Raw genomic sequence first — 21,995 nt, forward strand, 5'->3', positions numbered from 1 at the left:
GAGACGGGCATGCCCGAGGACCCGTCCGTCGGCGAGCTGGCCCGTCGCCTCGAAGACCGGCTCGGCGACCAGCGCGACGACATCCGGATCCTCGGAGATCGCATCGACTCCCGGGTCTCGATGGAGCGGTACCAGATCGAGCAGGCCCAGCGCGACGAGGCCCACAAGCAGCTCCTGGAGCGGGTCAAGGGCATCGAGGAAGCACGCAGAGAGCAGGAGAAACAGCGCGCCGCTGACCGGCGCCTGATCTTCACCGGTCTGGTCGTGCCGGTCCTGCTGGTCCTGCTGCAGGTGTACCTCTCGACGAGGGGAGCGGGGCTGTGAGCGTGCATGCGACGCCAGGGCCCACGCGCCGCCGGACCGACGCCTGGTTCGCCATCGGCGTCCTCGTCAGCGTTGGTGTCCTGTGCTGGATCGTCATCACCATGCAGGCCCTCGGCCATGACCTGCGGACAGCCAATGACGCCAGGGACGCCCTGGCTAGGCAGGTGCAGGGGCTCGGTCATCAGCCGATAGCCGGCCCCCCGGGTTCGCGGGGGGATCCGGGCCAGTCCGTCACCGGGCCCCGTGGCCCGCAGGGTGAACCTGGTCCCGTCGGGCCCACGGGACCGATAGGGCCGACCGGCCAGACCGGGAGTAGCGCCACGGGCGTACCGGGCATCAACGGCGCCATCGGCCCGACCGGAGCAGCTGGAGCTTCCGGCCAGCCGGGCATCCCCGGCCCGTCCGGAGCCCCCGGCAAGGACGGCACCAACGGGGCTCCGGGCAAGGGCGGCAGAGACGGCCAGCCTCCGGCCGGCTGGACGTACACCGACCCGCAGGGCATCACCTACAACTGCGCGCCTGTCAACGGCTTCGACCCGAACGCGCCCCGCTACAAGTGCAGCCCCGCCTCCAGTCCGTCGCCTTCGCCGGCCGCCCGGCGCGGTCTTCTCGGAGTGGGGGCGTTGGCCATGTCGTCGATGTACCGGAGGCTCCCGTGACCCGCACCTGGTGGATCCTCGCCGCGCTCGCGGTCGGTGTCCTCGACGTCTATCTGCTGCTGTTCCACTGGCCGGACGTTGCCGGCAACTTGGCGGCGTCGGTGATCTGGGGCACCCCGGCGCTTGTCCTGCAGCACGTGGCGCTGCGCCGTCACGCGGACCGGCAGCACGCCGAGACCAGGGCCGTCATCCGCGACAGCACGACAGGAGAGTCCTGATGACCGAGCACGACAGAACCCCGGACCTCGTCGAGGCACACGACCAGGCGGGGACCGCGCACTGGATCGCTCACGTGCCGCCGCATGAACCCCGCGAGCACGATCCGCACTATCACCTGTTCCACGCGGCCAAGGAACGACTGAGGCGGCTCGGCCTGCTGACGTGCGCGATCCCGGGCTGCACCTTCCCGGGGCCGATGGAACTCCACCACACGCACGTCGAGTTCAGCCTGGCCGGGGGCGTCGACCTCGCCCTGGCCGAGAAGGCGTTCGGGCACCACTTCGAGAACGACGACGACTTCGCCGCATGGATGCAGTCGCCCGGGAATCTTGAAGTCCTGTGCCCGGTCCACCACCGGACGCATCTCGGCGTGCACGCTCTGCCAGGCCCCTTGTGGGAGCCGCTGCGCGTGTGGCGGCACGACATGGCGCCGCCCGCCGAAGTCGTCACCGAACACCACGCGCCCCCGACTGACTGACTGATCCGATCCCCCTCCTTCGGGAGGGGGCCTTCGTCATGCCCGGGATCGCCGCCAGATGCTCATCGCGAGCCAGGCGCACACGGCGCTGATGACCAGGTCGAGGAGCGTACTGCTGTGACGTCCTCACTTCTCGCTGACGGCGTCGGGAACAGGGCTCTGGGGTGCAAGCTCGTTGCCTGCGCCATCGCGGTACGGCCAGTCTTGTTGTGCGAGGCCGCTGCGCCACTCCTGCGAAATCCCGCTGGCTCGCAGTTCCTCATCCGTCATGTCGGCGACGGTGCGATCGTCAGGCATGGTCAGCCCTCCTTGTCCGCGTGGTACTTGCGCTTGTGGTTACGGACGCTGAGCGGAGCCCCCCGGTATCCGGGCTTCGTGGAGCACTGGTTGCACTCCTCCCAATCCGTCTTGTCGACGGCGTCGCCGGTGACGGAGTGCTGGGGGCCGTAGCCGTGGGCGTGGAGGAAGTGCGGCACGCTCCCCTCGTACTGGAGGGCGATGAGCGCGGCCTCGGCGGTCTTGTCGTGGCCTTGGGCGAAGAACTTCCCGAGGCCGACCTCACGCCCGCAGCCACACCAGCAGAAGCCGTTCGGGATGAGGCGGTCGCTCACTGCTCTCCCTCGACGCGGGTGATGTCGAAGCCGAACGGTACGTCCGCGCATGCGTCGTAGATCTCTTCTTTGATCTGCTCTTCGCTGATGTCGTCATCGGCCTCGATGCGCATCGTCAGGATGTATCGCATGAACTCAAGGTAGCAAGTCAAGACTTGCAGTCAAGGGTTCGCGCCAAGACCATCGTGAGCGGGTAGCGCTTAACGTCTTGTTGATCGCGGGGAGTTGGGGGATCGGTGCCGTTCACCTAACGGTCGACTGACGCTGATGAGCGCACGCCGACGCTGTGTCCGATTTGAGCGCGCGCCAATGCTCGGACTTGTTCATCTGCGTGTTCATCTATGCGGTATGTTCACCTGAGTTAGCCACACCCTTTGATGAAGGATGGAGGCCTCATGGCTCTCGTCGGACTGGTCCGCGTCAGCACCGACAAGCAAGAGACCGCACGACAGCACAACCGGCTCGATCCCCTTTGCGCCGAGGTCTTCGAAGAGAAGATCTCCGGCAAGCTCAAGGCCGCAGACCGCCCCGGCCTCACCGCCGCACTCGACGCCCTCACCCTGGCCCGGAAGCTCGACCCCGACGGCGATCACATGCTCTGCGTCCTGGACGTATCCCGCCTCGGCCGCAACCTCCTCGAAGGACTCCTCGTCCTCTCGGATCTCTTCGAAGCCGGAACCGCCGTGCGTGTCCTCGAAGGCATCGCCGCCGGCGACCACCGCGAGCGGTCGTTCGTCCTGGACCTCGCTCTTGCCCTGGCAGAAGACCGCCGCCGGGAGATCTCCCGCGCCACCAAGGGCGGCCTCGACGCCGCCCGCCACAAGGGCAAGTCCCTCGGCCGCATCCCGGTGATGAGCGAGGCAATGACCATCCAGGCCGCCGCCCTCCAGGCCAAGGGCTACACCCTGCGGCAGATCCGGCCCCACATGACCTACAAGACCAAGTCGGGTGAGATCCGGGAGGCAAGTCTGGGCGCGATCTCTCAGGCGCTACAGGCCTACAGCGAGACGAACGAGGTCGCCGCCCTCTGAACTCAGGTCGGTTGCCAATCCTCGGGTCCGCCTCCGCGCCATTCAATGAGCGGTGACCGCACCACGTCGAGGTCGTCGACCTCCAGTCCGGCCCTGCGTAGCCAGATGACGAGGTCGTGGAGGTCGGTGGCTCGGCCGAGGGTGGTGCCGTCGATGCGCACGCGGCGGGCGCCCTGCTCGTCGGGCGGGTAGACGACGATCGCGTGCTGCTTGGCCATGCATCCAGGGTGCGTCTCGTCCGTGGCTCCGGCATTTCGAGGCTGCCTCCGGGCGGATGCTGGAAGTGCGGGACACCGGCGCACCGGCTCCGCTACCGTGGAGGCTCTTCTCCCCGCCGCTGCGGGGGTGTTCCGCGAGTCGGAACCGGGGTTCATCTCGAACCTCCACTTTCCCCGCCGATGCGGGGGTGGCCCGCGTTACGAGCAGTGATGCTCTTGCTCCCCGCGCACGCGGGGATGACCCCGAGGACCAATGCGCTTGTAACTGCTCCCCGCCTACGCGGGGATCCAGCGGTCCCGGTTTTGGCGCCTGCCGGCGCCCCCATCCTTCGATGGCCATCCGCCCCGTCCCTTCGGACGGGGCGGACTTTGGTTTTCAGTATTGAAAACTCCGCGCAGCCGGAGTACGTTGTCAGTATTGAAAACCTTCGAGGGGGCTTCGATGAACACCACCGCAGCGGTGCTCCAGGCCAACGTCACCGTTCCCACCATCCGCACCTGGTGCCGGATCGGCGCCGTCGCCGCCGTGAAGGCCGCCGGCCGCTGGGTCATCGACACCGCCTCCCTCGCCCACCGCATCGCCATCGGCGCCAGGAGGACCCGCATGGCCACCTACCACTACACAGAGATCACCACGAAGTACGGCAGCACCGCCTACAAGACCGGCCGCGTCGACGGCACCCCCGACTTCTGGGCCGACCGCACCTTCTCCACGCGCGAGCGTGCCGAGTTCTTCGTGCAGGTCATCGAAGGCCTCCCCGCCGGATACCACCTCACCCTGGAGCACTACCCGGCCCGCAGCATCCAGCGAGGCCACTACTGGCTCGTCGCCGGTTCCGGCCCCAACGACCCGTCCGACCACCGCGCCACCTGGGACGAGGGGCAGAAACTGCCCGCGCAGAACCGCTCCAAGAGCCCCGCCGAGCACCTGATCGCTGTAGCCAAGCGGCATGCCGAAGGAGCAGCAGAGCGCATCCGGGAGAAGGCCAAGCGGGACGCGGTCAATGCCGCCGAGGCCGCCGTCCGGGAAGCCCGCGAGCAGCAGCTCGCCGCCATCCGGCAGAGCAAGGGCACTCTGGCCACCCCGCGCCAGGTCGACTACATCCTGCAACTCCTCGCCCTCCGGGACCACATCGGAGACGGCGGCGGGTTCTTCGTCGGCCCCACCGACCGTGCAGGCATCGAGGAACTCTCCAAGGCTGAAGCGTCCGCGTACATCACCTCTCTCAAAGGCGACTACTGATCATGAACCGCATCACCATCTACGGCACCGACACCTGGGGCGAGCAGGCCCGCCTCGGCTGGTTCGACCTCGACGCCGCAGAGGTTGTCCAGGTCGAAGGCACCCGGTGGGACGGCAACAACATGCGCGGGGTCCTCTCCGGCCTCCAGACCGAGACTGCCGCCCTGTATCGCACCAAGGGCGGCCGCTGGGTCGAGAACGTCGACTCCCGCCGCGAGTTCAACGGCCGCGACCGGTGGCGATTCCTCACCGACGACGAAGCCCGCGACTGGATCCTCGCCTGCGGCGCCGACGATGCCGAGGACAACCTCGCCAAGTGGTTCCCCGACACCCCGGACGAGTCCGGGCCGAGCCCGGCAGGCGGCCGCCCGGCCATCGGTACACCCATCAACGTGGCCTACCCCAAAGACCTGTTGGACCGGATCGAAGCCGCGGCCAAGGCGGAAGGTCTCACACGGGCGGCATGGCTGCGCAACGCCGCGGAACAGGCACTCGACGCCACCGGCCGGACGACGGACGAGAAGGGCTGAGATCGTGACCAGGGACGACTGGAGCATGTGGGGCGACGAGGGCTGCGAGTTCTGCGGAAGGTCCCGCAGCCTCAAGGCGTGGCTCTTCCCCGCCGACACCGCCCGGACCATCTGGCACTCCTGCTCACGCTGCTATCCGTTCATCGTGGCCGGCCGCTACGAGGAGCTGTGCGCCCTTGTACTTTCGGAGAACGAGGCCTTCCTGAAGGAGAAGATCCGCTCAGGCCCCTCGCACGAGGTGGACACGTGGCGCCAGTCCCTGGAGCTCTCCACCGAGGAGAACTTCATGCGCAAGGTGAAGGGCTACCACCGCAAGCGCCTCAAGCCCGCCGTCGGCCGCCCCTGGCCCCTCTCCGGCTGGATGGCCAGCGTCGCCGACTGCACGGACTGCTGGCAGCTCGCCCTCCAGCTCAAGCTCGAAGGCGACGACGAGCGGGCACCGCACCTGATCGCGGGACCGCGCGCCAGCGCCCTGACGCTGATGCCGGACGCCCACCAGGCCGCCGTCACGCACTTCACCCAGGCCCACCCCAAGCTCATCCCCGCCCCGCAGGCGGGATGCGGGGACTGCCGCAAGGGCAAGGCGGGCCAGGAGCACCGGGCCACCCACGCCGTGCTCGAGCTGGTCGACCGCATCGAAGCCGCCGACCGCATCACCCACGTGGTCTTCGAAGGAGGGGCGGCCGACGGCGAGACCCTGACACTCACAGGCCTCGCGGACCGCTACCTGACTCTGCGGCCCTGGCCGGAGCCCGAGCACTACACCTACGGTCCCAGCGGCGAAACCCGCATCGTCGACTGCCGTCCCCACGCCGCCTTCCGCCTTCTGCGCGTTGGGCCCACTCACGCCGGAGGCATCGACATAGTGACCGAACACCAGGTGTGAGGCGTTCGTCGCCAGGCGCAGCACCGCATGCCGGGGCGGGGTGGCGCCCGTAGGCTGGATGTCCGACCAGGGGGGTCCTGGGAGGCCTGCATGCCCCGCCCCATATGGACCGGTGCGATCTCGTTTGGCCTGGTCACGATACCTATTCGCGTGGTGGCTGCCACCGAGAACCGCAACATCGCCTTCCATCAGATCCATCTCGCCGACATGGGCCGGGTGCGCACGAAGAAGGTCTGCGAGATCGACGGGCAGGAGCTCTTCCAGGAGGACATCGGCAAGGGCTACGAGGTCTCCAAAGACACCCTTGTGCAGGTCACCGATGCAGAGCTGGACTCGCTGCCACTGCCCACGGCGAAGGCGATCGACATCGTCGCCTTCATCCCGGCCGACACCATCGACCCAGTCCGTGTCGGAGCCGGGTACTACCTTGAGGCCGCCAGCCCCGTGGCAGCCAAGCCGTACAAATTGCTGCGGATGGCCCTAGAGCGCAGCGCGAAGGTGGCCGTCGCAAAATTTTCGTGGCACAACAGGGAGCGCCTCGGCCTGCTGCGTGTCCGCGACGACGTGATCGTCCTGCACGCGATGCACTGGGATGACGAGATCCGCAGCCCCGAGACCCTGGCCCCCAAGCCGGTCGACCTCACCACTGAGGAGGTCGACGCCGCGATCCAGCTCCTGGAGTCGATGGCCCAGGACGACGTCAGCGAATACACCGACCGCTACCGAGAGGCGGTCGAGGAGCTCCTGGCCGCGAAAGCCGAGAACCGCCAGCCTCAGCCGGTGGAGGGCGGGGCGGCCGCGTCGGGCGGGCAGGTCGTCGATCTCATGGCCGCGCTGAATGCGTCCGTGAAGGCGGCGAAGGCCGGTCGCGGCGAGTCCGACGAGAACGCCACGGTGCACGACCTGCCGAAGAAGGGCACCGCCAAGAAGGCGGCATCAAAGAAGACCGCGGCCAAGAAAGCCACGGCGAAGAAGTCGCCCGCGAAGAAGACTGCAGGTCGGAAGCCCCGCAGCGCCTAGCTAGTCCAGTACGCCGAGCTCGCTGTCGGGGCGGCAGAACGCGCACGCTTCGACGCCTTCGGCGAGCGCCCGGAGCGCCTGGTCGCGCGTGATCGGCTTGGTGCGTTTCCCGGTCATGCCGCAGTCGCCGAGGTGGACGGCGTCGGGGCGGCTGGTGGCGCCTGCGCGGGGATAGGAGAGGACCCAGTCCGGTACGGGCGGTGGTGTCGAGCGGACCTGGGCGGCCTGCCGCTGCTCCTCGGCGGCGATCCAGCGTTCGACGCGCTCCAGCTCGCCGAGGAGGTACCGGCGCAGGAACTGGAGCTGGACGAGACGAGACGTGTCGGACACATGTTCGAGTCTACGAGGTTTCAGGCTGCCCCTGCTCGGCGGCCTTCATGAGGAGCCGGATCTGCTCTCGCGTCCACCCGGTGATGCGCGCGGCCTCGGCCTGGTCGCCTCGCTTCGGGTCCTGTCGCAGCGCTGCGACGGTTTCGGTCTGGAGGTCGGCGCGGGCGGCGTCGAGTGCGGCGGCCGCTTCGCGGTAGCGCCGAGCTGCGAGTTCGAGCTTTGCGGTGTCCATGTCGCCATCTTGCCATCTGCTTGGCCAAGTCGCTAGGCCGTACCGCTTGACAATGCCAAGTCACTAGGCCAAGCTAAAGGGCATAAGGGGTACCGAGCCCCCTTCAAGCAGCGACAGGAGAACCCAATGCGCTACCACGTCATGCGGAAGCGTGAGATCGCCCCGAACGTCTGGGGTCAGCCGGTATCGACCGGATGGACCGTCGTCCGGAGCATCGCCGAGCGCAAGGCCGACAGCCTCAACGAGAGGACGAAGCACCAGGGCCGCCGCCGCACCCAGTACTTCGTGGCCGACGTCGACGCCTGAGCAGGGGAGGTCCGGTGAGCGTGATGACCGAGGAAAAGACCGAGACATTCGAGGGCGTCGACCCCAGCAACGTGCACGTGGGCGACCGCCTCCAGTTCATGACCCGAGAGACCGGCTTCAACGGGCGCGGCCTGCACTCGCGCACCGGCACGGTCGTGAAGGTCACCGCAAAGACGGTCCGCGTCGACTGCCGCGACAGCTACGAGGGGACCGCCGTCCTGCGCCGAGACGTCGTCGAATGGCACTCCCGCGACGTGCGCAGGGTCGTCACCGAACAGCCCGCCCGGCGGCCGTACAACCCCGAGAACGTGCAGATCGTCGACGGCGGTTTCAGCGTCACTGCCGTCTGGGTCTCCGACCCGGCTGTTGACCCGGCGACCGCCCTGGAGGACATCCTCCGTCAAGACCTGCCCTATGAAGTCGAGGTCGTCGCCGAGGCCACGCGGCACTACAGGCACGAGGGCGCCGACTTCTCCGGCTGGATCGTCAGCCGGGGCAGCGACTACAGCGACCCCATCGCACGGAAGCGCGACGCCGTCAAGGCGCTGCACGCCTGGGTTGAGGGCTACTTCACCCGCGACACACAGGAGGCCATCGTGACCGAACCTGCTGCCACTTGCGAAGAAGACGACACCGTCGAGTACGACCCGTCCGATGCGAGCCGCCACGCTCGGCGCGCCCTGAAGGAGCTGAAGGCCACCGAGCGGGACGCCACCGGCTGGAGGGCGAACCCGATCTATTGGGTCGGTTACCTGGCGGGAGCGCTCGAACAGACCCTCAAGGAAATCGACCAGACCGACAGCGACAAGGCGCAGGAGACCACCGTGAGCGAGGCCGCTGAGTACGGAATCTTCGAAGACGGCGCCTGCATCGAGGCCGGGTTCCACGGCCAGGTCGGCAAGGTCCAGGCCGAGCAGGCCGCGACGGGGCTCGTCGCCGACAACCCGGAGATGGCAGGCGCCTACGAGGTGCTGGAGATCTGCCCTGACCACGACGAGCAGCCGCGCCGTGAGTGCGAGGACTGCGCCGAGGAAGACGGGTTCTGATCATGCCGAAGCCCCGAACCCTCCGCCGTGACAAGGGCGCCAACGGTTACGTCACCAGTGACGGCCGGTACAAGGTCGCCCCCGCGTATGAGCCGAGCATCCGGGGCGGAAGCGTCTCCCGTCCGTCGTGCTGGATCCTCACCGACCGCGACGGCCAGTACAAGGCGACCGAGCGCCCGCTCCTCTCTGACATCCGCGACATCCTCAAGGAGCGCCCCTGATGGGCACGACAGAACCCCGGTACACCGTCGAACAACTCGGCTACCGCGACTACGGCGTCTGGGACAGCCAGGACGAGCGGTGGGTCCTCGAAGGCGACCGCGACGACTGTGAGAACAAGGCCGAACATCTCAACAAGGAGCATCTGTGACCAGCAAGAAGCGCTACTACCCCGACTGGACCGACCAGACATACCCCAGCATCGTCATCGTTCACCCCGGCGACGACGACTACGAGTACGCCATGCCCACGCTGGCCGCCGCGAAGAAGAGCATCATCGACGATCTGACCCGCAAGATCGCCGACACCCGCGAGGTCATCAGCTGCATCCGCACGCTCCGCGTCAGCCAGCTCAGCCGATGGACGGCGGACGACGACGAATAGGGGCGCGGAACGCAGCGGTGCCCCGGCTGAGGAAAGCAGCCGGGGCACCACCCGAACCGTACCCGCCTAAGGGGAGGAACAGCATGGACGCCGACGAGGATGAGCGCACCCCGGTCTACTGGTGGTGCAACGGTTGCGGCGAGGAAGTCGACGGCGAGTTCGCCGAGTGCTGCGACGACGGCGAGATCGAAGCCGGATACGACGACTGACCGCCCGCCGTTGTCAGTGGCCGCCGCTACTGTGGCAGCATCAACAACAGCCTACGAGCATGCGGGGCTTGCTGCTGGAGGCCCGCCGGGACAGCGACCGGCGGGCCGCTGCTTTCTTCCGCAGCGAATGGCGCCCCTGAGTCTCACGCGCCGTGCACAATGACCGCATGACCACTGCGCTCGTCTCCGCCGCCGCACGACGCACTGTCGCCGTCCCGGCCGAGACCACCCGCCGCCCGCTCGCCGCCCGGGCCGCAGCCCAGCACGCCGGACGCGTCCCGGCCGCCCTCGACCGCGTCACCACGGCGGCCGCGAATGTACCGAGCGCGTCGGCGTTCCAGTCCGCGCTGTAGGTCAGCCCTCGTCCGGCTCCTCGGGATGCCGCACGACGCGCTTCAGCTCGGCCTCCACGTCGAACCGGGGCTTGTTGATCGCCTCGGCGTGCGCGGTGATGGCCGCCTGGACCCGCTCAGCAGCCTCCCGCCACGGCCGCACGCTCAAGCTCAATCAGTTCGTCAGGAAGTTCGATAGCCACGAGCCGGGATCTTAAGCGGCGGGTCTGACATCGGCCTGGGCCGCCTCGCCGCGCACCGCCGCAGCCCACTCCACCAGCAGCTCCAGGTACGCGTCCGAGCCGAGCCCACCGCCCTCGATCAGGGCGCGAATCTCCTCATTGATCACCGACGCGGGGCGCACGGAGCCATAAGGCAGGGGAGTGGGAGACATGGATCAAGGCTACCGCTGGGGGCTGACAATGAAGCCAGCCTGGATCGCTCCTGTACCCGGCCTCAATCGCCCTTTGGCTCCGGAAGGCGGGACACGAACGTGCCGATGCCCGGCTCCATGTATGCCAAGCCGGCGTCGCGCAGCTCCTTGAGGACGCGCCGAGCTGTCACCGGACTAACGCCCGTCTCCTCGACTAGGGCGAGCGCAGACGGCAGCCGCTCACCCGGGGCGTACACGCCGCTGTAGATGCGCTCTTCCAGCAGCGCGTACACCTGCCGCCACCTGGGAATTTCCGGCTGCCACTCCATGATCCTGACGCTAGGCGCGCCAAGCATGCCAGGCGAGATCAGTACACCTATCTCGCCTATCGCACCTATCGCGCTACGCTGGCCTGATACGGGAAAACCCCCGCGGCCGTGTGACCGACCCGGGGGCATGGACGACGCCAGCAAGGGGCACCGCCGATGACAAATTGTAGTGACGTGACCTCCGGGAGCGAAGGGCCACGAGCCTGCATCTACTGCGACAAGACTGGCGCGGACTGCTACATCCGCACGACGGCCACGGGAACCCAGCTCTTCGCCCACGAAGAGTGCGCCAAGAGCAAGGGTGTCCGGCCCCTGCTCCGCCGCACGAAGCCGGGCCCCACACGGGCGGCGACGTACCCGTGGGCATGAGCGACGACTCCCCGATGCCGGGGCTCTGCTGGGACCGGAACCAGATGTCCGGGGTCCGGTGTCTCGACGAGCCCGGCCATGACGGCCAGCACTCCAACTGGTTCACCCGCGACCGGTGGCCGCTACGCGGCGCGATAGCCAAGGCCGCCGCGCAGCCCCGGCAGTGACGTTCCGTTACGCCTTCACACGGGGTGTACACGGGCCGCACGCATATATGCGCCGCACACCGGTACCGACATCGGCATATGCGCGGGAAAGTGGATGTAAGCCCACTCGGCGGGTTTACGCCTGACGATCGGTCTTGCTTATTTGCGCAAAGGTCTTTCACTGGCTCGAAGCCAGTGGTTCACTCACGTAACTCCACCCCGGTGAACTTGCCGGAGCGGAGGGGTGGCTCAGCGTGCGCTCGAACCCAGGCGCACGAGCCACCGATCAACGGGGAGGATCAAATCAGCAGTCTCCAGCGGTACCCCAGCAGCATCGAGCCGAGTCCGCACCAGCCGATAGGCCAGCGTGTCGACAGTCAACCCAAGAGCGTGAGCCTGCACCTCGCTCAGCGCCACCGCACCCAACTCGGCCACGCACGCGGCGTGCTCACGTCGCCGGCCGCGCCACCAGGTCGTGACGAGCATCGCCGACCGGCCCCCGGGATCCCAGCATTCCTGTGTCTCCCGGCGCAGACGCGCGCCGATCGCAACGCCGAGACGGGCCGCCAGGTCGTCGCTGGCGCGGCATTGTGCGTGCTCGATGGTCTCGGATCCGTGCGGCCAAGGCGCGTCGGAGTCGGTGAGGGTGCGCACGGCGGGAGGGTATGCGACGTACAGTCGCCGCCGCTTCTCACCTTCGAGGACGCCCCGGCGTCGGAGCAGGGTCACGGCGAGCCGCAGGGTCTGCTCGTGGACGCCGTACTCGACGGCGAGGGCCGCACGCGAGGGGAGCTGATCGCCTGGGCGCCACGTGCCCTCGGTGATCCGGCGGGTCAGATCGGCTGCGATGCGACGGTGCAGCGCGCCCTCTGACATCGCGACCCCTCAGCGATCTTGCTAGTGAGGTCGAAAGGCTAAGAATCGAAGCGATCTCTTGATATATCAAGAGCGGATCTCGGCCAGGCCTATGCCGGAGGCAATGGAAAAGTAAGAGCTCGGTGGCGAGGTTCAGGTTCCTCGACCGCCGGGAGGCCTGCCCGTCTGCCGCGCACCCCTTTAGCGGCGGACGGGCGGGCTCTTCTTCTGTCCGATCGGAATATGCGCAAACTCGCCTGAAAGTGTGGCGGTCATGAACGTGTCACGCGGCAGGTTGGTTCGTTGCACAAGCCAGCCAGGGTGGACTCCGTCCGCACCCCTCCAGGTGTGGGGTCCACCCTGGTCTGTTGTGGGAGATGGGAAAGAACTGGGAGATGATCAAGGGGAGGCGGCTCTAGATCTCTCTAAAAATCTCTTGGAATGTCCAAGGGTGATCCCCTGTAGCGTCCCCGGCGTCCACCCCCTTCAGGACGGTCCGAAGGCCATCTCAAGCCCCCTGGCGGCCAGTTCCTGCCATGCCGAACGCCTCCTATCAGCAGATTCGCGGCGGCCCGAGCCGGGCGCGCGTTTCCGTGGCAGGGTGTTGCGGGCAGTCCACTGGGGGCTACCGAAGAGGGGGAACCGTGATCGTCTGGGTCAACGGTGCGTTCGGCGCGGGCAAGACCAGCACCGCGCGCGAGCTGATCGACCTGATCCCGAACAGCACGTTCTACGACCCCGAGGTGATCGGCGGGGCACTGCGGCACCTGCTGCCGCAGAAGATGCTGGACCAGGTGACCGACTACCAGGACCTGCCGATCTGGCGGCGCCTGGTGGTGGACGGCGCCGCCGCGCTGCACGCCGAGGTCGGCGGGGTGCTTGTGGTGCCGATGACCCTGCTGAGGCAGGAGTACCGGGACGAGATCTTCGGCGGGCTCGCGGCCCGCCGCATCCCCGTGCGCCATGTCCTGCTCACCCAGGAGGAAACGATCCTGCGGGCCCGGATCGCGGCCCGGGTGGAGTTCCCCGGCGACCCCGAGGCCGATGAGCAGCGCGTTCGCAGATGGGCCTACGAGCACATCGAACCCTTCCGGCGCGCACTCGGCTGGCTCACCGCCGACGCCCATGCCGTCGACAACGGAGCGATCGGCCCGCGCGAGACCGCCGAGCGAATAGCCGAGGCGGTCCGATCGGGAGCGGCCCGCGCGTGCGAGATCGTGCAGACCCCCGAGCCGACCGCCGAGACGCTGGCCGCCGGGGTGCTGCTCTTCGACGAGGACGGCCGGGTGCTCCTGGTCGACCCCACCTACAAGCCCGGCTGGGAGTTCCCCGGCGGCGTCGTCGAGCGCGGCGAGGCCCCGGCGAGGGCCGGGGTGCGCGAGGTCGAGGAGGAGCTCGGCGTCCGGCTCGACCGCGTACCGCGGCTCCTGGTCGTCGACTGGGAGCCGCCCAGACCCCCCGGGTTCGGCGGTCTGCGCATGCTCTTCGACGGCGGCACGCTCGACGTCGACCGGGCCGGGCGGGTGCTGCTGCCCGGCGCCGAACTGCGCGGCTGGCGCTTCGTCAGCGAGCAGGAGGCCGCGGAACTGCTGCCGCCCGCCCGCTTCGAGCGGCTGCGCTGGGCGCTGCGGGCCCGCGAACGGTCAACCGTGCTCAACCTGGAGGCCGGAGTCCCGGTCGGCTGAGGCCTTCATGACGGCCGCCGCGTCGTCGGTCAGCGGGTCGCCGTGCCCGAAGCAGACGGTGTCCGCGGCGAGAGCGGCCAGCCGGCGGAACGAGGCGAGCGCCCGCTCCCGGTCGGTGTTGAAGACGCCCACCATCACCCGGCCGACCCCGGCCACGCTGTCACCCGTGAACAGCACGCCGTGGCGCGGCAGATGGACCGCCAGCGAGCCGTCGGTGTGGCCGGGGGAGTGCACCACGACCGCGCCGTCCCCGAAGCCCAGCGCGTCCCCGTCCACGACCTTGCGGTCCACCCGGGTCGGCGGCGCCTCGGGCACCGTCAGGGCCTGCTCGTACAGCGGACGCTCCCAGTCCAGGAGCACCGGCTCCGGGGTCGGCCGCTCGCCGCGGATCACCGGGGCGTCGAGGCGGTGCGCGATCACCTCGGCGCCGTAGCGCTCGGCGAGCTCGCCGGCCGCGCCGAAGTGGTCGCGGTGGCAGTGGGTGATCACGATGCGGCGGATCGCGGCGGGATCGAGGCCGAGCCCGCGCACCGCGTCCTCGATGGGCGCGGCGGCGTGCACGTCACCCGCGTCGATGAGCGTCAGCCCGTCGTCGTCGCGCCACAGATAGGCCTGGCCGATGGGGAAGCGGAACATGTGCAGCCGGGGGAGTACCGGTATGAGGTCCATGCGGCGAACGTACGGTGCGACGCCGCCCGCCGCATGGATCTACGCTCTGCGCGATGTCCGCCGAGCGCTGAACCCTTCGGGATCAACCCCGCTTGGACTCCGCGTAGTTGACCAGGAAGTGGGCCTCCGCGACCGACAGGCGCTCCAGCTCCTGCGGCGAGACGCTCTCGTTCACGGCGTGGATCTGCGCCTCGGGCTCGCTGAGGCCGATGAGCAGGATCTCCGCGCCCGGGTAGAGCGCGGCCAGGGTATTGCACAGCGGGATCGAGCCGCCCATGCCCGAGGACTGCATCTCCTCGCCCGGGTAGGCCACCGCCATCGCCTCGGCCATCGAGGTGTAGGCCGGGCTGTTGACGTCCGCGCGGAACGGCTGGCCCTGGCCGACCTGCTCGAAGGTGACCCGGGCGTTCCACGGGACGTGCTTCTCGATGTGGGCGTAAAGGAGCTTGGTCGCCTCGGCCGCGTCCTGGCCGGGCGGCACCCGCAGGCTGATCTGGGCGCGGGCGCTCGCCGGGATGGACGGCGTCGCGCCGGCCACCGGGTGGCAGTCGATGCCGATGACCGTGACGGCCGGGCGGGCCCAGATGCGGTCGGCGACCGTGCCGGTGCCCGGCAGCGCCACGCCGTCCAGGACCTTGGCGTCCTGGCGGAACTCGGCCTCGGGGTACTGCAGACCGTCCCACGCGGAGTCCGCGGCCAGGCCCTCGATGACCGTCTGGCCGTGCTCGTCGCGCAGCGAGTCCAGGACGCGGATGAGCGCGGCCAGCGCGTCCGGGGCCGCGCCGCCGAACTGGCCCGAGTGCAGATTGCCCTCAAGGGTGTCGATCTGGACGCGGATCATGGTCATGCCGCGCAGCGTCGCCGTCACGGTGGGCAGGCCGACGCGGAAGTTGCCGGTGTCGCCGATGACGATGGCGTCGGCGGTGAGCAGCTCCGGGTGCGCCTCGGCGTACTGCTCGAGGCCGCCGGTGCCCTGCTCCTCCGAACCCTCCACGATCACCTTGACGGTGACGGGGACGCCGCCGTTGGCCTTCAGGGCGCGCAGCGCGAGCAGGTGCATGATGAAGCCGCCCTTGCAGTCCGCGGCCCCGCGCCCGTACCAGCGGCCGTCGCGCTCGGTCAGCTCGAACGGCGGGGTCACCCACGCCGACTCGTCCAGCTTCGGCTGCACGTCGTAGTGCGCGTACAGCAGGACGGTGGGGGCGCCCACCGGGCCGGGCAGCAGGCCGTACACCGACTGCGAACCGTCGGGGGTGTCCAGCAGGGCGACGTCCTCGAAGCCCTCGGCGCGCAGCGCGTCGGCGACCCAGTTCGCGGCGGCCTCGCACTCGCTCTTGGGCGCCACCGCCTCGTCCGCCACCGACTGGAACGCGACCAGTTCCGTGAGCTCCGCCTTGGCGCGGGGCATCAGGGACGCGACGGTCTCGGCGATCGGATGTGCGGTCATGGGCACGCTCCTCGTGGGTGCGACGTTGTATGGACAGATACGCGGATGCGCGTGTGTGTACGGCGAAGGTATGGCCGATCCTCCCACAGCGGGCCAGGACAGGAGGGCGGGGCTACTGCCCCGTAGGATGCGGTCGTCAACATGGGCCATGGGTCGGACGGGGAGCAAAGGCACATCGTGAGCAGCGAGAACGCAGACGCTGGGACGGACGGACCGCTGGGGGAGCACCAGGGCGAGCCCGCCGCCGAATCGGTGACCGGACCGGGTGCGGGGCCCGTCTGGGACGTCGTCGTGGTCGGAGCCGGCCCCGCGGGGGCCTCGGCGGCCCACGCGGCGGCGGCCGCGGGGCGCACGGTGCTGCTCCTGGAGAAGGCCGAACTGCCCCGCTACAAGACGTGCGGCGGCGGCATCATCGGGCCCTCGCGCGACGCCCTGCCCGCCGGGTTCGAACTGCCCCTCCAGGACCGGGTGCACGCGGTCACCTTCTCCATGAACGGGAGGCTGACCCGCACCCGCAGGTCGAAGAAGATGCTGTTCGGGCTGATCAACCGGCCGGAGTTCGACGCGGGCCTGGTCGCGATCGCCGAGAAGGAGGGCGCCGTGGTCCGTACCGGCGTCACCGTCTCCAAGGTCGAGCAGCACGGCGCGGCCGTGCCCGACCGGCGCACCGTCGCCGTCGTCCTGTCCGACGGGGAGACCGTGCTCGCTCGCGCGGTCGTCGGCGCCGACGGCAGCGCGAGCCGCATAGGCGCCCACGTCGGGGTCAAGACCGAGCAGGTCGACCTGGGCCTGGAGGCCGAGATCCCGGTGCCGCCGAGCGTGGCCGAGGACTGGGCGGGCCGGGTCCTGATCGACTGGGGCCCGCTGCCCGGCAGTTACGGATGGGTCTTCCCCAAGGGCGACACCCTCACCGTCGGCGTGATCTCCTCGCGCGGCGAGGGCGCCGCCACCAAGCGCTACCTGGAGGACTTCATCGCCCGGCTCGGCCTCGCGGGCTTCGAGCCGGCCGTCTCCTCCGGACACCTGACGCGCTGCCGCAGCGACGACTCGCCGCTGTCCCGCGGCCGGGTCCTGGTCTGCGGCGACGCGGCGGGCCTGCTGGAGCCGTGGACGCGCGAGGGGATCTCCTTCGCGCTGCGCTCGGGGCGCCTCGCGGGCGAGTGGGCGGTGCGCATCTCCGAGTCGCAGGACGCGGTCGACGCCCGCCGCCAGGCGCTGAACTACGCGTTCGCCATCAAGGCCGGGCTCGGCGTCGAGATGGGCGTGGGTCGCCGGATGCTCGCCCTCTTCGAGAAGCGCCCGCTGCTCCTGCACGCCGCGATCACCGGGTTCAGGCCCGCCTGGAAGGCCTTCGCGGACATCACCCGCGGCGCCACCACCTTGGCCGGCCTGGTGCGCACCCACCCGATGGCCCGGCGCGCGCTGGACGCCGTCGACCGCTGACCCGCACGGGCCGGGGTCCACCGCCCCGGCCCGGCCGGGCTCAGCCGAGGCCCGCGAGCGCGCTCGCCGCGGCGGCCGGATGGGTCTCGGCCTTGAGGTAGCCGTGGTCGAGCAGCCACTTGACGTTGAGGGACTGCCCCTGACCGGGGTCCACGAACGCCGGGTCCAGCTTGATCTGCCGTCCGCCGCCCGGCTGGTCGAACCACGGGGCGATCCGGCCCTGCCACACGGTGAACGACTTCACCACCGCGTACGCGTGGTACGCGCAGGGGTGGGCGGCCTCGCGGGTGATCAGGCTCTGCGGGGGCAGCGCCCGCTCGCTGTAGCGGGCGCCGGCCGGGGCGAGGAACGAGCCGTACTCGGAGCCGAACCGGTCCAGGTCCTCGCCGACCCGCAGCGCGACGGCGTGCTTGTCCGGGGTGCCGTCGGGGCGGGTGGCGAAGCCGTCGTTCGGCGGGTACTTCCAGGATCCGGCGGTCGGGTCCCAGAAGGTGGCCAGGAACGCCTGCGGGCCCTGGTGGCCGGTGCGGTGGTAGCCGGTGACCAGCGGCCCCACCGGTCCGTCCCAGCGCCGGGGCAGGTTCCTCGGACCGAGCCGCTCGTCACCCCGGTACGTTCCGGTGCACGCCGCCGGACGCTCCGCCGGGGCGGCCGCGACCACGCCCGAGTCCGAGGCCGCCTGCGCGGTGCCGGTGCCTATCAGCGCCGTCGCGGCGAGTGCCGCGAACGCCGTGCCGACGAGAACGCGCAGTCTGCGCAGGGGTTTCACCGGGATCCTCCTCAGAGATGATGAGCCATCACATGTACTGGGAGGAAAGTGACTTGAGGGCCGCCCGTGGCAAGTTCGGCCGAATAGCGGCCGGTCGCGGTCCGAATCGGGACCGTTGCGCGAAGTCCCGGCACCCCCATCCGGTGCAGCGCCCCAACGACACGGCGCCGGGCCCTTGACGCCCGGCGGCGCGAAGCGCTTTCATCCAGCCAGTGGCCCGGATCGCGGCGCGATCCGGCACCGCCAGAGGTGCGCCCAGCCGACGGGGAACCCATGCCGGGGTCCCCCACCCGGCCCGAGTCGCCAGGATCCGACCCGGGTCCGAGGCGGGGACGTACCCGCGAGGGATGGAGCGGATCATGCCCGCCGGCCCGGATCACTCCACCGCCCCCTCGTCCCACAGAGCGCCGGACCGCCGCGCGCTGCTGAGGGCGACGGCGGGCTGCGCGGTGGCCGCCGTCGCCGCACCGGCCCTCGCGGCCTGCGGCTCCTCCGCCGAGGGCGTGGGCCCCGACGGGACGGTGACCGTCGAGCTGTGGCACGGCCAGACCGACACCTCGAAGAAGGCGATCGAGGCGCTGGTGGCCGAGTTCAACCGCACCCACTCCAAGATCCACGTCGACACCGGGGGCGGCGCGACCTCCGACGTGATGCTCCAGAAGGTGACCGCCGCCCTGGCCTCCGGCTCGTACCCGGACATCGCCTACGTCTTCGGCTCGGACATCGCGAGCATCGCCCGCAGCCCCCGCGTCGTGGACCTCACCACCGCCCTGCGCAACGGCCCCGTGCCCTGGACCGACTACTGGCCCTCGCTGCGCGACGCGGTGACCGTCAACGGCAAGGTGCGCGCCGCGCCCTCCCTCGTCGACTCCATGGCGGTCGTCTGCAACAAGACGCTGTTCCGGCGGGCGGGCCTCCCGCTGCCCCAACCCGGCTGGAAATGGGCCGAGTTCATCGACACCGCCCACAAGCTCACCGACGCCTCCAAGGGCGTCTTCGGCACCGGCTGGCCCGGGGTCGGCGACGAGGACACCACCTGGCGGCTCTGGCCGATGGTGTGGGACCTCGGAGGGGAGATCATCGCGCCCGGCGGCAAGAACATCGGCTTCGCGGACCAGGGCCGCCGGGCCCTGGAGACCATCGCCTCGCTCGTCGAGGGCAAGAGCGTCTACATCGACCCCAAGCCGGGCAGCGCCCAGCTGTACCAGGTCTTCCTGTCCGGACGCATGGGCATGGTGATGGGAGGCCCCTGGACGCTGCCGGACATCATCACGGCGAAGGTGGACTACGCGGTGGTGCCGCTGCCCTCGTTCAGCGGCCGCCCGGTCACCATCTCGGGGCCCGACACCTGGACCGTCTTCGACAACGGCTCCGCCCGCTCCCAGGCCGCCGTCACGTTCGTCGAGTGGCTCATCGCGCCCGAGCAGGACGCCAAGTGGGACATCGGCGCCGGAAGCCTGCCGCTCAGCGCGGAGAGCGCACGCCTGCCCGCCTGGGTCGACCACTCCGCGCAGACCGCGGGGCTCCCGGTGTTCACCAAGGCCCTGGAGTCCGCGCGGGTCCGGCCCGTGCACCCGGCGTACCCGCAGATCTCGCAGGCGTTCGGCGAGGCCGTCGTCGCGATCCTGCTGGGCCGCTCCTCCCCGGACAAGGCCATGCGCCAGTGCGTCGAGAAGGCCGACGCCGCCCTGCTGATCCCGCGCTGAAGCCGACTCCGTGACCAGAAGGGCCTGAGAGATGAGAAGTACTGGGCCGCGGACCCCCCGCCCGCTCACGCTCGACCCGACCCCGGCGGCCCGCGCCGCGAGGCGCCGCCGGGCGCGCGGCGAGACCGCCACGGCCTGGGCCTTCATAAGCCCCGCCGTCCTGGTCATCCTCGGGCTCAGCGTCGTACCGCTGCTGTGGTCGCTGCTGCTCTCGTTCCGCGCGGACGACCTGGTCACACCGGGCCGCTGGGTCGGCCTCGACAACTACCACGCGCTCAGCAAGGACCCGGCGTTCCGCACCGCCGTCAAGAACACCCTGATCTACGCGGCCGTCTACGTCCCCCTGAGCCTGGCCGGGGGGCTCGCCCTCGCGCTCGCGCTGAACCGGCGCATCCGCCTCGTCGGGCTCTACCGCACCCTCGTCTTCATCCCGTTCGTGGTCTCCGCCACCGCGCAGGGCGTGCTGTTCTCGTTCATCTTCGACCCCGAGTTCGGCGTGGCCAACGCGCTCCTGCACCACATCGGGGTCTCTCCGCAGGGCTTCCTCTCCAACCCGGGCCAGGCCCTCTACGTCCTGCTGCTGATCTCGCTGTGGAGCGGCATCGGGTTCTGCGTGATCGTCTACCTCGCGGCGCTCCAGGACGTACCGGCCGAACTCGTGGAGTCGGCGCGCCTCGACGGGGCCAACCGGGCCCAGGTGCTGCGCCACGTCACCCTGCCCTCGCTCACCCCGGTCACGGTGTTCCTGGTGCTGTGGCAGTTCATCATCGCCCTCCAGGTCTTCGACCTCGTGTACGTCACCACCAAGGGCGGCCCCCTCGGCGCCACCACCGTCATCGTCTACTTCGTCTGGGAGCAGGCCTTCCAGAACTTCACCGCCGGATACGGCGCCGCCGCGGCCTACGTCCTCGCGATCGGCCTGGTGGCCGCGGCCGTGGTGCTGCGCCTCTACCGGCGCCACCGCGAGCGCACGCAGCCGGCCGGAGTACGGGGAGCGGGCGTTGTCCCAGCGGAAGGAGCGGGCCGATGACCGCGCCCACGATGACCCAGGGGGCGGCCGCCTCCGTCAGCGCCCCCGCCCGCCGCACCGCCCGTCGGCGCCGGCTGCCGTTCAGTCCCTGGCACCTGCTGCTCGCGCCGCTCTCGATCGGCTTCGCGCTGCCGCTGGTGTGGCTGGTCGTCAGCTCCGTGATGAGCAACGCGGAGATCAACCGCTTCCCGCCCGCGCTGTGGCCGCACGGCATCGACCTCGGCGGCTACCGCTACGTGCTCGGCAACGCGATGTTCCCGCGCTGGTTCCTGAACTCGTGCATCGTCGCGTTCGTGGCCGTCACCTCGAACCTCGTGCTCGGGGCGCTGGGCGGCTACGCCTTCGCGCGGATGCGGTTCGCCGGATCGCGGGTGCTGCTCGGGCTGATGCTCGCGACGATGGCCGTGCCGTTCCAGCTGACCATGATCCCGACGTTCCTGGTGATGAAGTGGCTCGGCCTCATCGACACCCTCGGCGCGCTGATCGTGCCGTCCCTGGTCACGCCGTTCGCGGTGTTCCTCTTCCGCCAGTTCTTCCTCTCCCTGCCGCGGGAGCTGGAGGAGGCGGCCTGGATCGACGGCTGTTCGCGGCTGCGGGTCCTGGTCTCGATCGTGGCGCCGCTGGCCCGCCCGGCACTCGCCACGGTCGCGGTCCTCACGTTCCTCGCCACCTGGAACGACCTCTCCTGGCCGCTCATCGCCATCAACCACGACGCGCACTACACGCTGCAACTCGGCCTGACCACCTTCCAGGGCCAGCACCACACCAAGTGGTCCGCGGTGATGGCGGGCAACGTCATCACGGTCCTTCCGGTGCTCCTGGCGTTCCTGTTCGCGCAGAAGACCTTCATCCAGTCGCTGACGTCGAGCGGCCTGAAGGGCTGATCCCGTCCGTCAC

At 69.8% G+C, this 21,995-nt stretch carries 35 protein-coding genes; 22 read left to right on the forward strand and 13 right to left on the reverse strand.

Annotated features, from left to right (window positions below; all coding sequences use genetic code 11):
• Positions 1–9: 9 nt before the first annotated feature.
• The 4 genes from AC07F3_RS19115 to AC07F3_RS19130 are packed head-to-tail and all read left to right on the forward strand — an operon-like array spanning position 10 to position 1,680.
• Positions 10–324 (forward strand): hypothetical protein, encoded by a 315-nt coding sequence (locus tag AC07F3_RS19115; RefSeq protein ID WP_479115512.1) that lies wholly within the window; start codon positions 10–12, stop codon positions 322–324.
• Positions 321–983 carry a collagen-like protein gene (locus tag AC07F3_RS19120; protein ID WP_479115514.1) on the forward strand — a complete coding sequence of 221 codons (663 nt, stop codon included), beginning with the start codon at positions 321–323 and terminating at the stop codon, positions 981–983. The genes AC07F3_RS19115 and AC07F3_RS19120 overlap by 4 nt, the downstream gene beginning before the upstream one ends.
• Positions 980–1,201, forward strand: coding sequence for a hypothetical protein (locus AC07F3_RS19125; RefSeq protein ID WP_479115516.1), 222 nt, complete (start codon positions 980–982; stop codon positions 1,199–1,201). The genes AC07F3_RS19120 and AC07F3_RS19125 overlap by 4 nt, the downstream gene beginning before the upstream one ends.
• Complete coding sequence (locus AC07F3_RS19130; RefSeq protein WP_479115518.1) at positions 1,201–1,680, forward strand: hypothetical protein; 480 nt, start codon at positions 1,201–1,203, stop codon at positions 1,678–1,680. The genes AC07F3_RS19125 and AC07F3_RS19130 overlap by 1 nt, the downstream gene beginning before the upstream one ends.
• 126 nt (positions 1,681–1,806) lie before the next feature.
• Here the strand turns inward: AC07F3_RS19130 and AC07F3_RS19135 are convergent, their stop codons facing one another.
• Genes AC07F3_RS19135 through AC07F3_RS19145 form a run of 3 tightly spaced genes read right to left on the reverse strand, consistent with a single transcriptional unit; the run spans position 1,807 to position 2,422 of the window.
• Positions 1,807–1,977 (reverse strand): hypothetical protein, encoded by a 171-nt coding sequence (locus tag AC07F3_RS19135; RefSeq protein ID WP_479115520.1) that lies wholly within the window; start codon positions 1,975–1,977, stop codon positions 1,807–1,809.
• 2 nt (positions 1,978–1,979) lie between these two features.
• Positions 1,980–2,291 carry a hypothetical protein gene (locus tag AC07F3_RS19140; RefSeq protein ID WP_479115522.1) on the reverse strand — a complete coding sequence of 104 codons (312 nt, stop codon included), beginning with the start codon at positions 2,289–2,291 and terminating at the stop codon, positions 1,980–1,982.
• On the reverse strand, positions 2,288–2,422 hold the full coding sequence (locus AC07F3_RS19145; protein WP_479115524.1) for a hypothetical protein: 135 nt from the start codon (positions 2,420–2,422) through the stop codon (positions 2,288–2,290). Before AC07F3_RS19145 ends, AC07F3_RS19140 begins: the two co-directional genes overlap by 4 nt.
• A 264-nt stretch (positions 2,423–2,686) precedes the next feature.
• Between AC07F3_RS19145 and AC07F3_RS19150 the strand changes: the two genes are divergently transcribed.
• Complete coding sequence (locus tag AC07F3_RS19150; protein ID WP_479115525.1) at positions 2,687–3,322, forward strand: recombinase family protein; 636 nt, start codon at positions 2,687–2,689, stop codon at positions 3,320–3,322.
• Positions 3,323–3,324: 2 nt separating this feature from the next.
• Here the strand turns inward: AC07F3_RS19150 and AC07F3_RS19155 are convergent, their stop codons facing one another.
• Entirely contained in the window at positions 3,325–3,540 is a 216-nt protein-coding gene (locus AC07F3_RS19155; RefSeq protein ID WP_479115527.1) for a hypothetical protein, read from the reverse strand.
• Positions 3,541–3,982: 442 nt separating this feature from the next.
• Here AC07F3_RS19155 and AC07F3_RS19160 point away from each other — a divergent pair, with 442 nt between their 5' ends.
• From AC07F3_RS19160 to ku, 4 genes are all read left to right on the forward strand, one after another.
• On the forward strand, positions 3,983–4,783 hold the full coding sequence (locus AC07F3_RS19160; RefSeq protein WP_479115529.1) for a hypothetical protein: 801 nt from the start codon (positions 3,983–3,985) through the stop codon (positions 4,781–4,783).
• A 2-nt stretch (positions 4,784–4,785) separates the two neighbouring features.
• Complete coding sequence (locus AC07F3_RS19165; RefSeq protein ID WP_479115531.1) at positions 4,786–5,313, forward strand: hypothetical protein; 528 nt, start codon at positions 4,786–4,788, stop codon at positions 5,311–5,313.
• Positions 5,314–5,317: 4 nt separating this feature from the next.
• Entirely contained in the window at positions 5,318–6,199 is an 882-nt protein-coding gene (locus AC07F3_RS19170; protein WP_479115533.1) for a hypothetical protein, read from the forward strand.
• Positions 6,200–6,289: 90 nt separating this feature from the next.
• The gene (gene ku, locus AC07F3_RS19175; protein WP_479115535.1) at positions 6,290–7,219 is read left to right on the forward strand and encodes a non-homologous end joining protein Ku; all 930 of its coding nucleotides are present in this window, start codon (positions 6,290–6,292) and stop codon (positions 7,217–7,219) included.
• Here the strand turns inward: ku and AC07F3_RS19180 are convergent, their stop codons facing one another.
• Both AC07F3_RS19180 and AC07F3_RS19185 read right to left on the reverse strand, forming a co-directional pair.
• Positions 7,220–7,549, reverse strand: a complete 330-nt coding sequence (locus AC07F3_RS19180) for a DUF6233 domain-containing protein (protein WP_479115537.1) — start codon at positions 7,547–7,549, stop codon at positions 7,220–7,222.
• A 10-nt stretch (positions 7,550–7,559) separates the two neighbouring features.
• Positions 7,560–7,781 (reverse strand): hypothetical protein, encoded by a 222-nt coding sequence (locus AC07F3_RS19185; RefSeq protein ID WP_479115539.1) that lies wholly within the window; start codon positions 7,779–7,781, stop codon positions 7,560–7,562.
• Between the two features lie 126 nt (positions 7,782–7,907).
• On the opposite strand from AC07F3_RS19185, the gene AC07F3_RS19190 reads away from it, so the two are divergent.
• The 7 genes from AC07F3_RS19190 to AC07F3_RS19220 all read left to right on the forward strand — a co-directional run bounded on the left by AC07F3_RS19190 (position 7,908) and on the right by AC07F3_RS19220 (position 10,298).
• Positions 7,908–8,087 (forward strand): hypothetical protein, encoded by a 180-nt coding sequence (locus AC07F3_RS19190; protein ID WP_479115541.1) that lies wholly within the window; start codon positions 7,908–7,910, stop codon positions 8,085–8,087.
• A gap of 23 nt (positions 8,088–8,110) precedes the next feature.
• On the forward strand, positions 8,111–9,133 hold the full coding sequence (locus AC07F3_RS19195) for a hypothetical protein (RefSeq protein ID WP_479115543.1): 1,023 nt from the start codon (positions 8,111–8,113) through the stop codon (positions 9,131–9,133).
• A 2-nt stretch (positions 9,134–9,135) separates the two neighbouring features.
• Positions 9,136–9,354: a hypothetical protein gene (locus tag AC07F3_RS19200; RefSeq protein WP_479115544.1), complete on the forward strand. Its 219-nt coding sequence runs from the start codon at positions 9,136–9,138 to the stop codon at positions 9,352–9,354.
• Complete coding sequence (locus AC07F3_RS19205) at positions 9,354–9,503, forward strand: hypothetical protein (RefSeq protein ID WP_479115546.1); 150 nt, start codon at positions 9,354–9,356, stop codon at positions 9,501–9,503. The genes AC07F3_RS19200 and AC07F3_RS19205 overlap by 1 nt, the downstream gene beginning before the upstream one ends.
• Complete coding sequence (locus AC07F3_RS19210) at positions 9,500–9,736, forward strand: hypothetical protein (RefSeq protein WP_479115547.1); 237 nt, start codon at positions 9,500–9,502, stop codon at positions 9,734–9,736. Before AC07F3_RS19205 ends, AC07F3_RS19210 begins: the two co-directional genes overlap by 4 nt.
• 83 nt (positions 9,737–9,819) lie before the next feature.
• Positions 9,820–9,945, forward strand: coding sequence for a hypothetical protein (locus AC07F3_RS19215; protein WP_479115549.1), 126 nt, complete (start codon positions 9,820–9,822; stop codon positions 9,943–9,945).
• Positions 9,946–10,112: 167 nt separating this feature from the next.
• Entirely contained in the window at positions 10,113–10,298 is a 186-nt protein-coding gene (locus AC07F3_RS19220; RefSeq protein WP_479115551.1) for a hypothetical protein, read from the forward strand.
• Position 10,299: 1 nt separating this feature from the next.
• Here the strand turns inward: AC07F3_RS19220 and AC07F3_RS19225 are convergent, their stop codons facing one another.
• The 3 genes from AC07F3_RS19225 to AC07F3_RS19235 form a co-directional block, all read right to left on the reverse strand.
• On the reverse strand, positions 10,300–10,446 hold the full coding sequence (locus AC07F3_RS19225) for a hypothetical protein (protein WP_479115553.1): 147 nt from the start codon (positions 10,444–10,446) through the stop codon (positions 10,300–10,302).
• A gap of 45 nt (positions 10,447–10,491) precedes the next feature.
• On the reverse strand, positions 10,492–10,671 hold the full coding sequence (locus AC07F3_RS19230; RefSeq protein WP_479115555.1) for a hypothetical protein: 180 nt from the start codon (positions 10,669–10,671) through the stop codon (positions 10,492–10,494).
• Between the two features lie 62 nt (positions 10,672–10,733).
• A complete protein-coding gene (locus AC07F3_RS19235) occupies positions 10,734–10,979 on the reverse strand; it encodes a winged helix-turn-helix domain-containing protein (protein ID WP_479115557.1) in 246 nt (81 codons plus the stop codon).
• Positions 10,980–11,344: 365 nt separating this feature from the next.
• Here AC07F3_RS19235 and AC07F3_RS19240 point away from each other — a divergent pair, with 365 nt between their 5' ends.
• Positions 11,345–11,515: a hypothetical protein gene (locus AC07F3_RS19240; RefSeq protein ID WP_479115559.1), complete on the forward strand. Its 171-nt coding sequence runs from the start codon at positions 11,345–11,347 to the stop codon at positions 11,513–11,515.
• Positions 11,516–11,743: 228 nt separating this feature from the next.
• On the opposite strand, the gene AC07F3_RS19245 is transcribed toward AC07F3_RS19240, so the two are convergent.
• Positions 11,744–12,370, reverse strand: coding sequence for a GntR family transcriptional regulator (locus tag AC07F3_RS19245; protein WP_479115561.1), 627 nt, complete (start codon positions 12,368–12,370; stop codon positions 11,744–11,746).
• A 623-nt stretch (positions 12,371–12,993) separates the two neighbouring features.
• Here AC07F3_RS19245 and AC07F3_RS19250 point away from each other — a divergent pair.
• On the forward strand, positions 12,994–14,034 hold the full coding sequence (locus AC07F3_RS19250) for an NUDIX hydrolase (RefSeq protein WP_479115563.1): 1,041 nt from the start codon (positions 12,994–12,996) through the stop codon (positions 14,032–14,034).
• Here the strand turns inward: AC07F3_RS19250 and AC07F3_RS19255 are convergent.
• Together AC07F3_RS19255 and AC07F3_RS19260 are read right to left on the reverse strand one after the other, a co-directional pair.
• Entirely contained in the window at positions 13,993–14,703 is a 711-nt protein-coding gene (locus AC07F3_RS19255) for an MBL fold metallo-hydrolase (RefSeq protein WP_479115565.1), read from the reverse strand. The genes AC07F3_RS19250 and AC07F3_RS19255 overlap by 42 nt on opposite strands.
• An 82-nt stretch (positions 14,704–14,785) precedes the next feature.
• Positions 14,786–16,150 (reverse strand): M20/M25/M40 family metallo-hydrolase, encoded by a 1,365-nt coding sequence (locus AC07F3_RS19260; protein WP_479115567.1) that lies wholly within the window; start codon positions 16,148–16,150, stop codon positions 14,786–14,788.
• Positions 16,151–16,327: 177 nt separating this feature from the next.
• Between AC07F3_RS19260 and AC07F3_RS19265 the strand changes: the two genes are divergently transcribed.
• Positions 16,328–17,593, forward strand: coding sequence for a geranylgeranyl reductase family protein (locus AC07F3_RS19265; RefSeq protein ID WP_479115569.1), 1,266 nt, complete (start codon positions 16,328–16,330; stop codon positions 17,591–17,593).
• Between the two features lie 40 nt (positions 17,594–17,633).
• Here the strand turns inward: AC07F3_RS19265 and AC07F3_RS19270 are convergent, their stop codons facing one another.
• Entirely contained in the window at positions 17,634–18,353 is a 720-nt protein-coding gene (locus AC07F3_RS19270; protein WP_479115859.1) for a TNT domain-containing protein, read from the reverse strand.
• 368 nt (positions 18,354–18,721) lie between these two features.
• Between AC07F3_RS19270 and AC07F3_RS19275 the strand changes: the two genes are divergently transcribed.
• From AC07F3_RS19275 to AC07F3_RS19285, 3 genes are read left to right on the forward strand one after another with little or no spacing between them, the layout of a single operon-like run.
• The gene (locus AC07F3_RS19275) at positions 18,722–20,068 is read left to right on the forward strand and encodes an ABC transporter substrate-binding protein (RefSeq protein ID WP_479115571.1); all 1,347 of its coding nucleotides are present in this window, start codon (positions 18,722–18,724) and stop codon (positions 20,066–20,068) included.
• Between the two features lie 31 nt (positions 20,069–20,099).
• Positions 20,100–21,098 (forward strand): carbohydrate ABC transporter permease, encoded by a 999-nt coding sequence (locus AC07F3_RS19280; protein ID WP_114034907.1) that lies wholly within the window; start codon positions 20,100–20,102, stop codon positions 21,096–21,098.
• Positions 21,095–21,982, forward strand: coding sequence for a carbohydrate ABC transporter permease (locus AC07F3_RS19285; RefSeq protein ID WP_479115573.1), 888 nt, complete (start codon positions 21,095–21,097; stop codon positions 21,980–21,982). Before AC07F3_RS19280 ends, AC07F3_RS19285 begins: the two co-directional genes overlap by 4 nt.
• Positions 21,983–21,995: the final 13 nt, after the last annotated feature.

This window comes from Streptomyces sp. NPDC045846 (genome assembly GCF_056431605.1).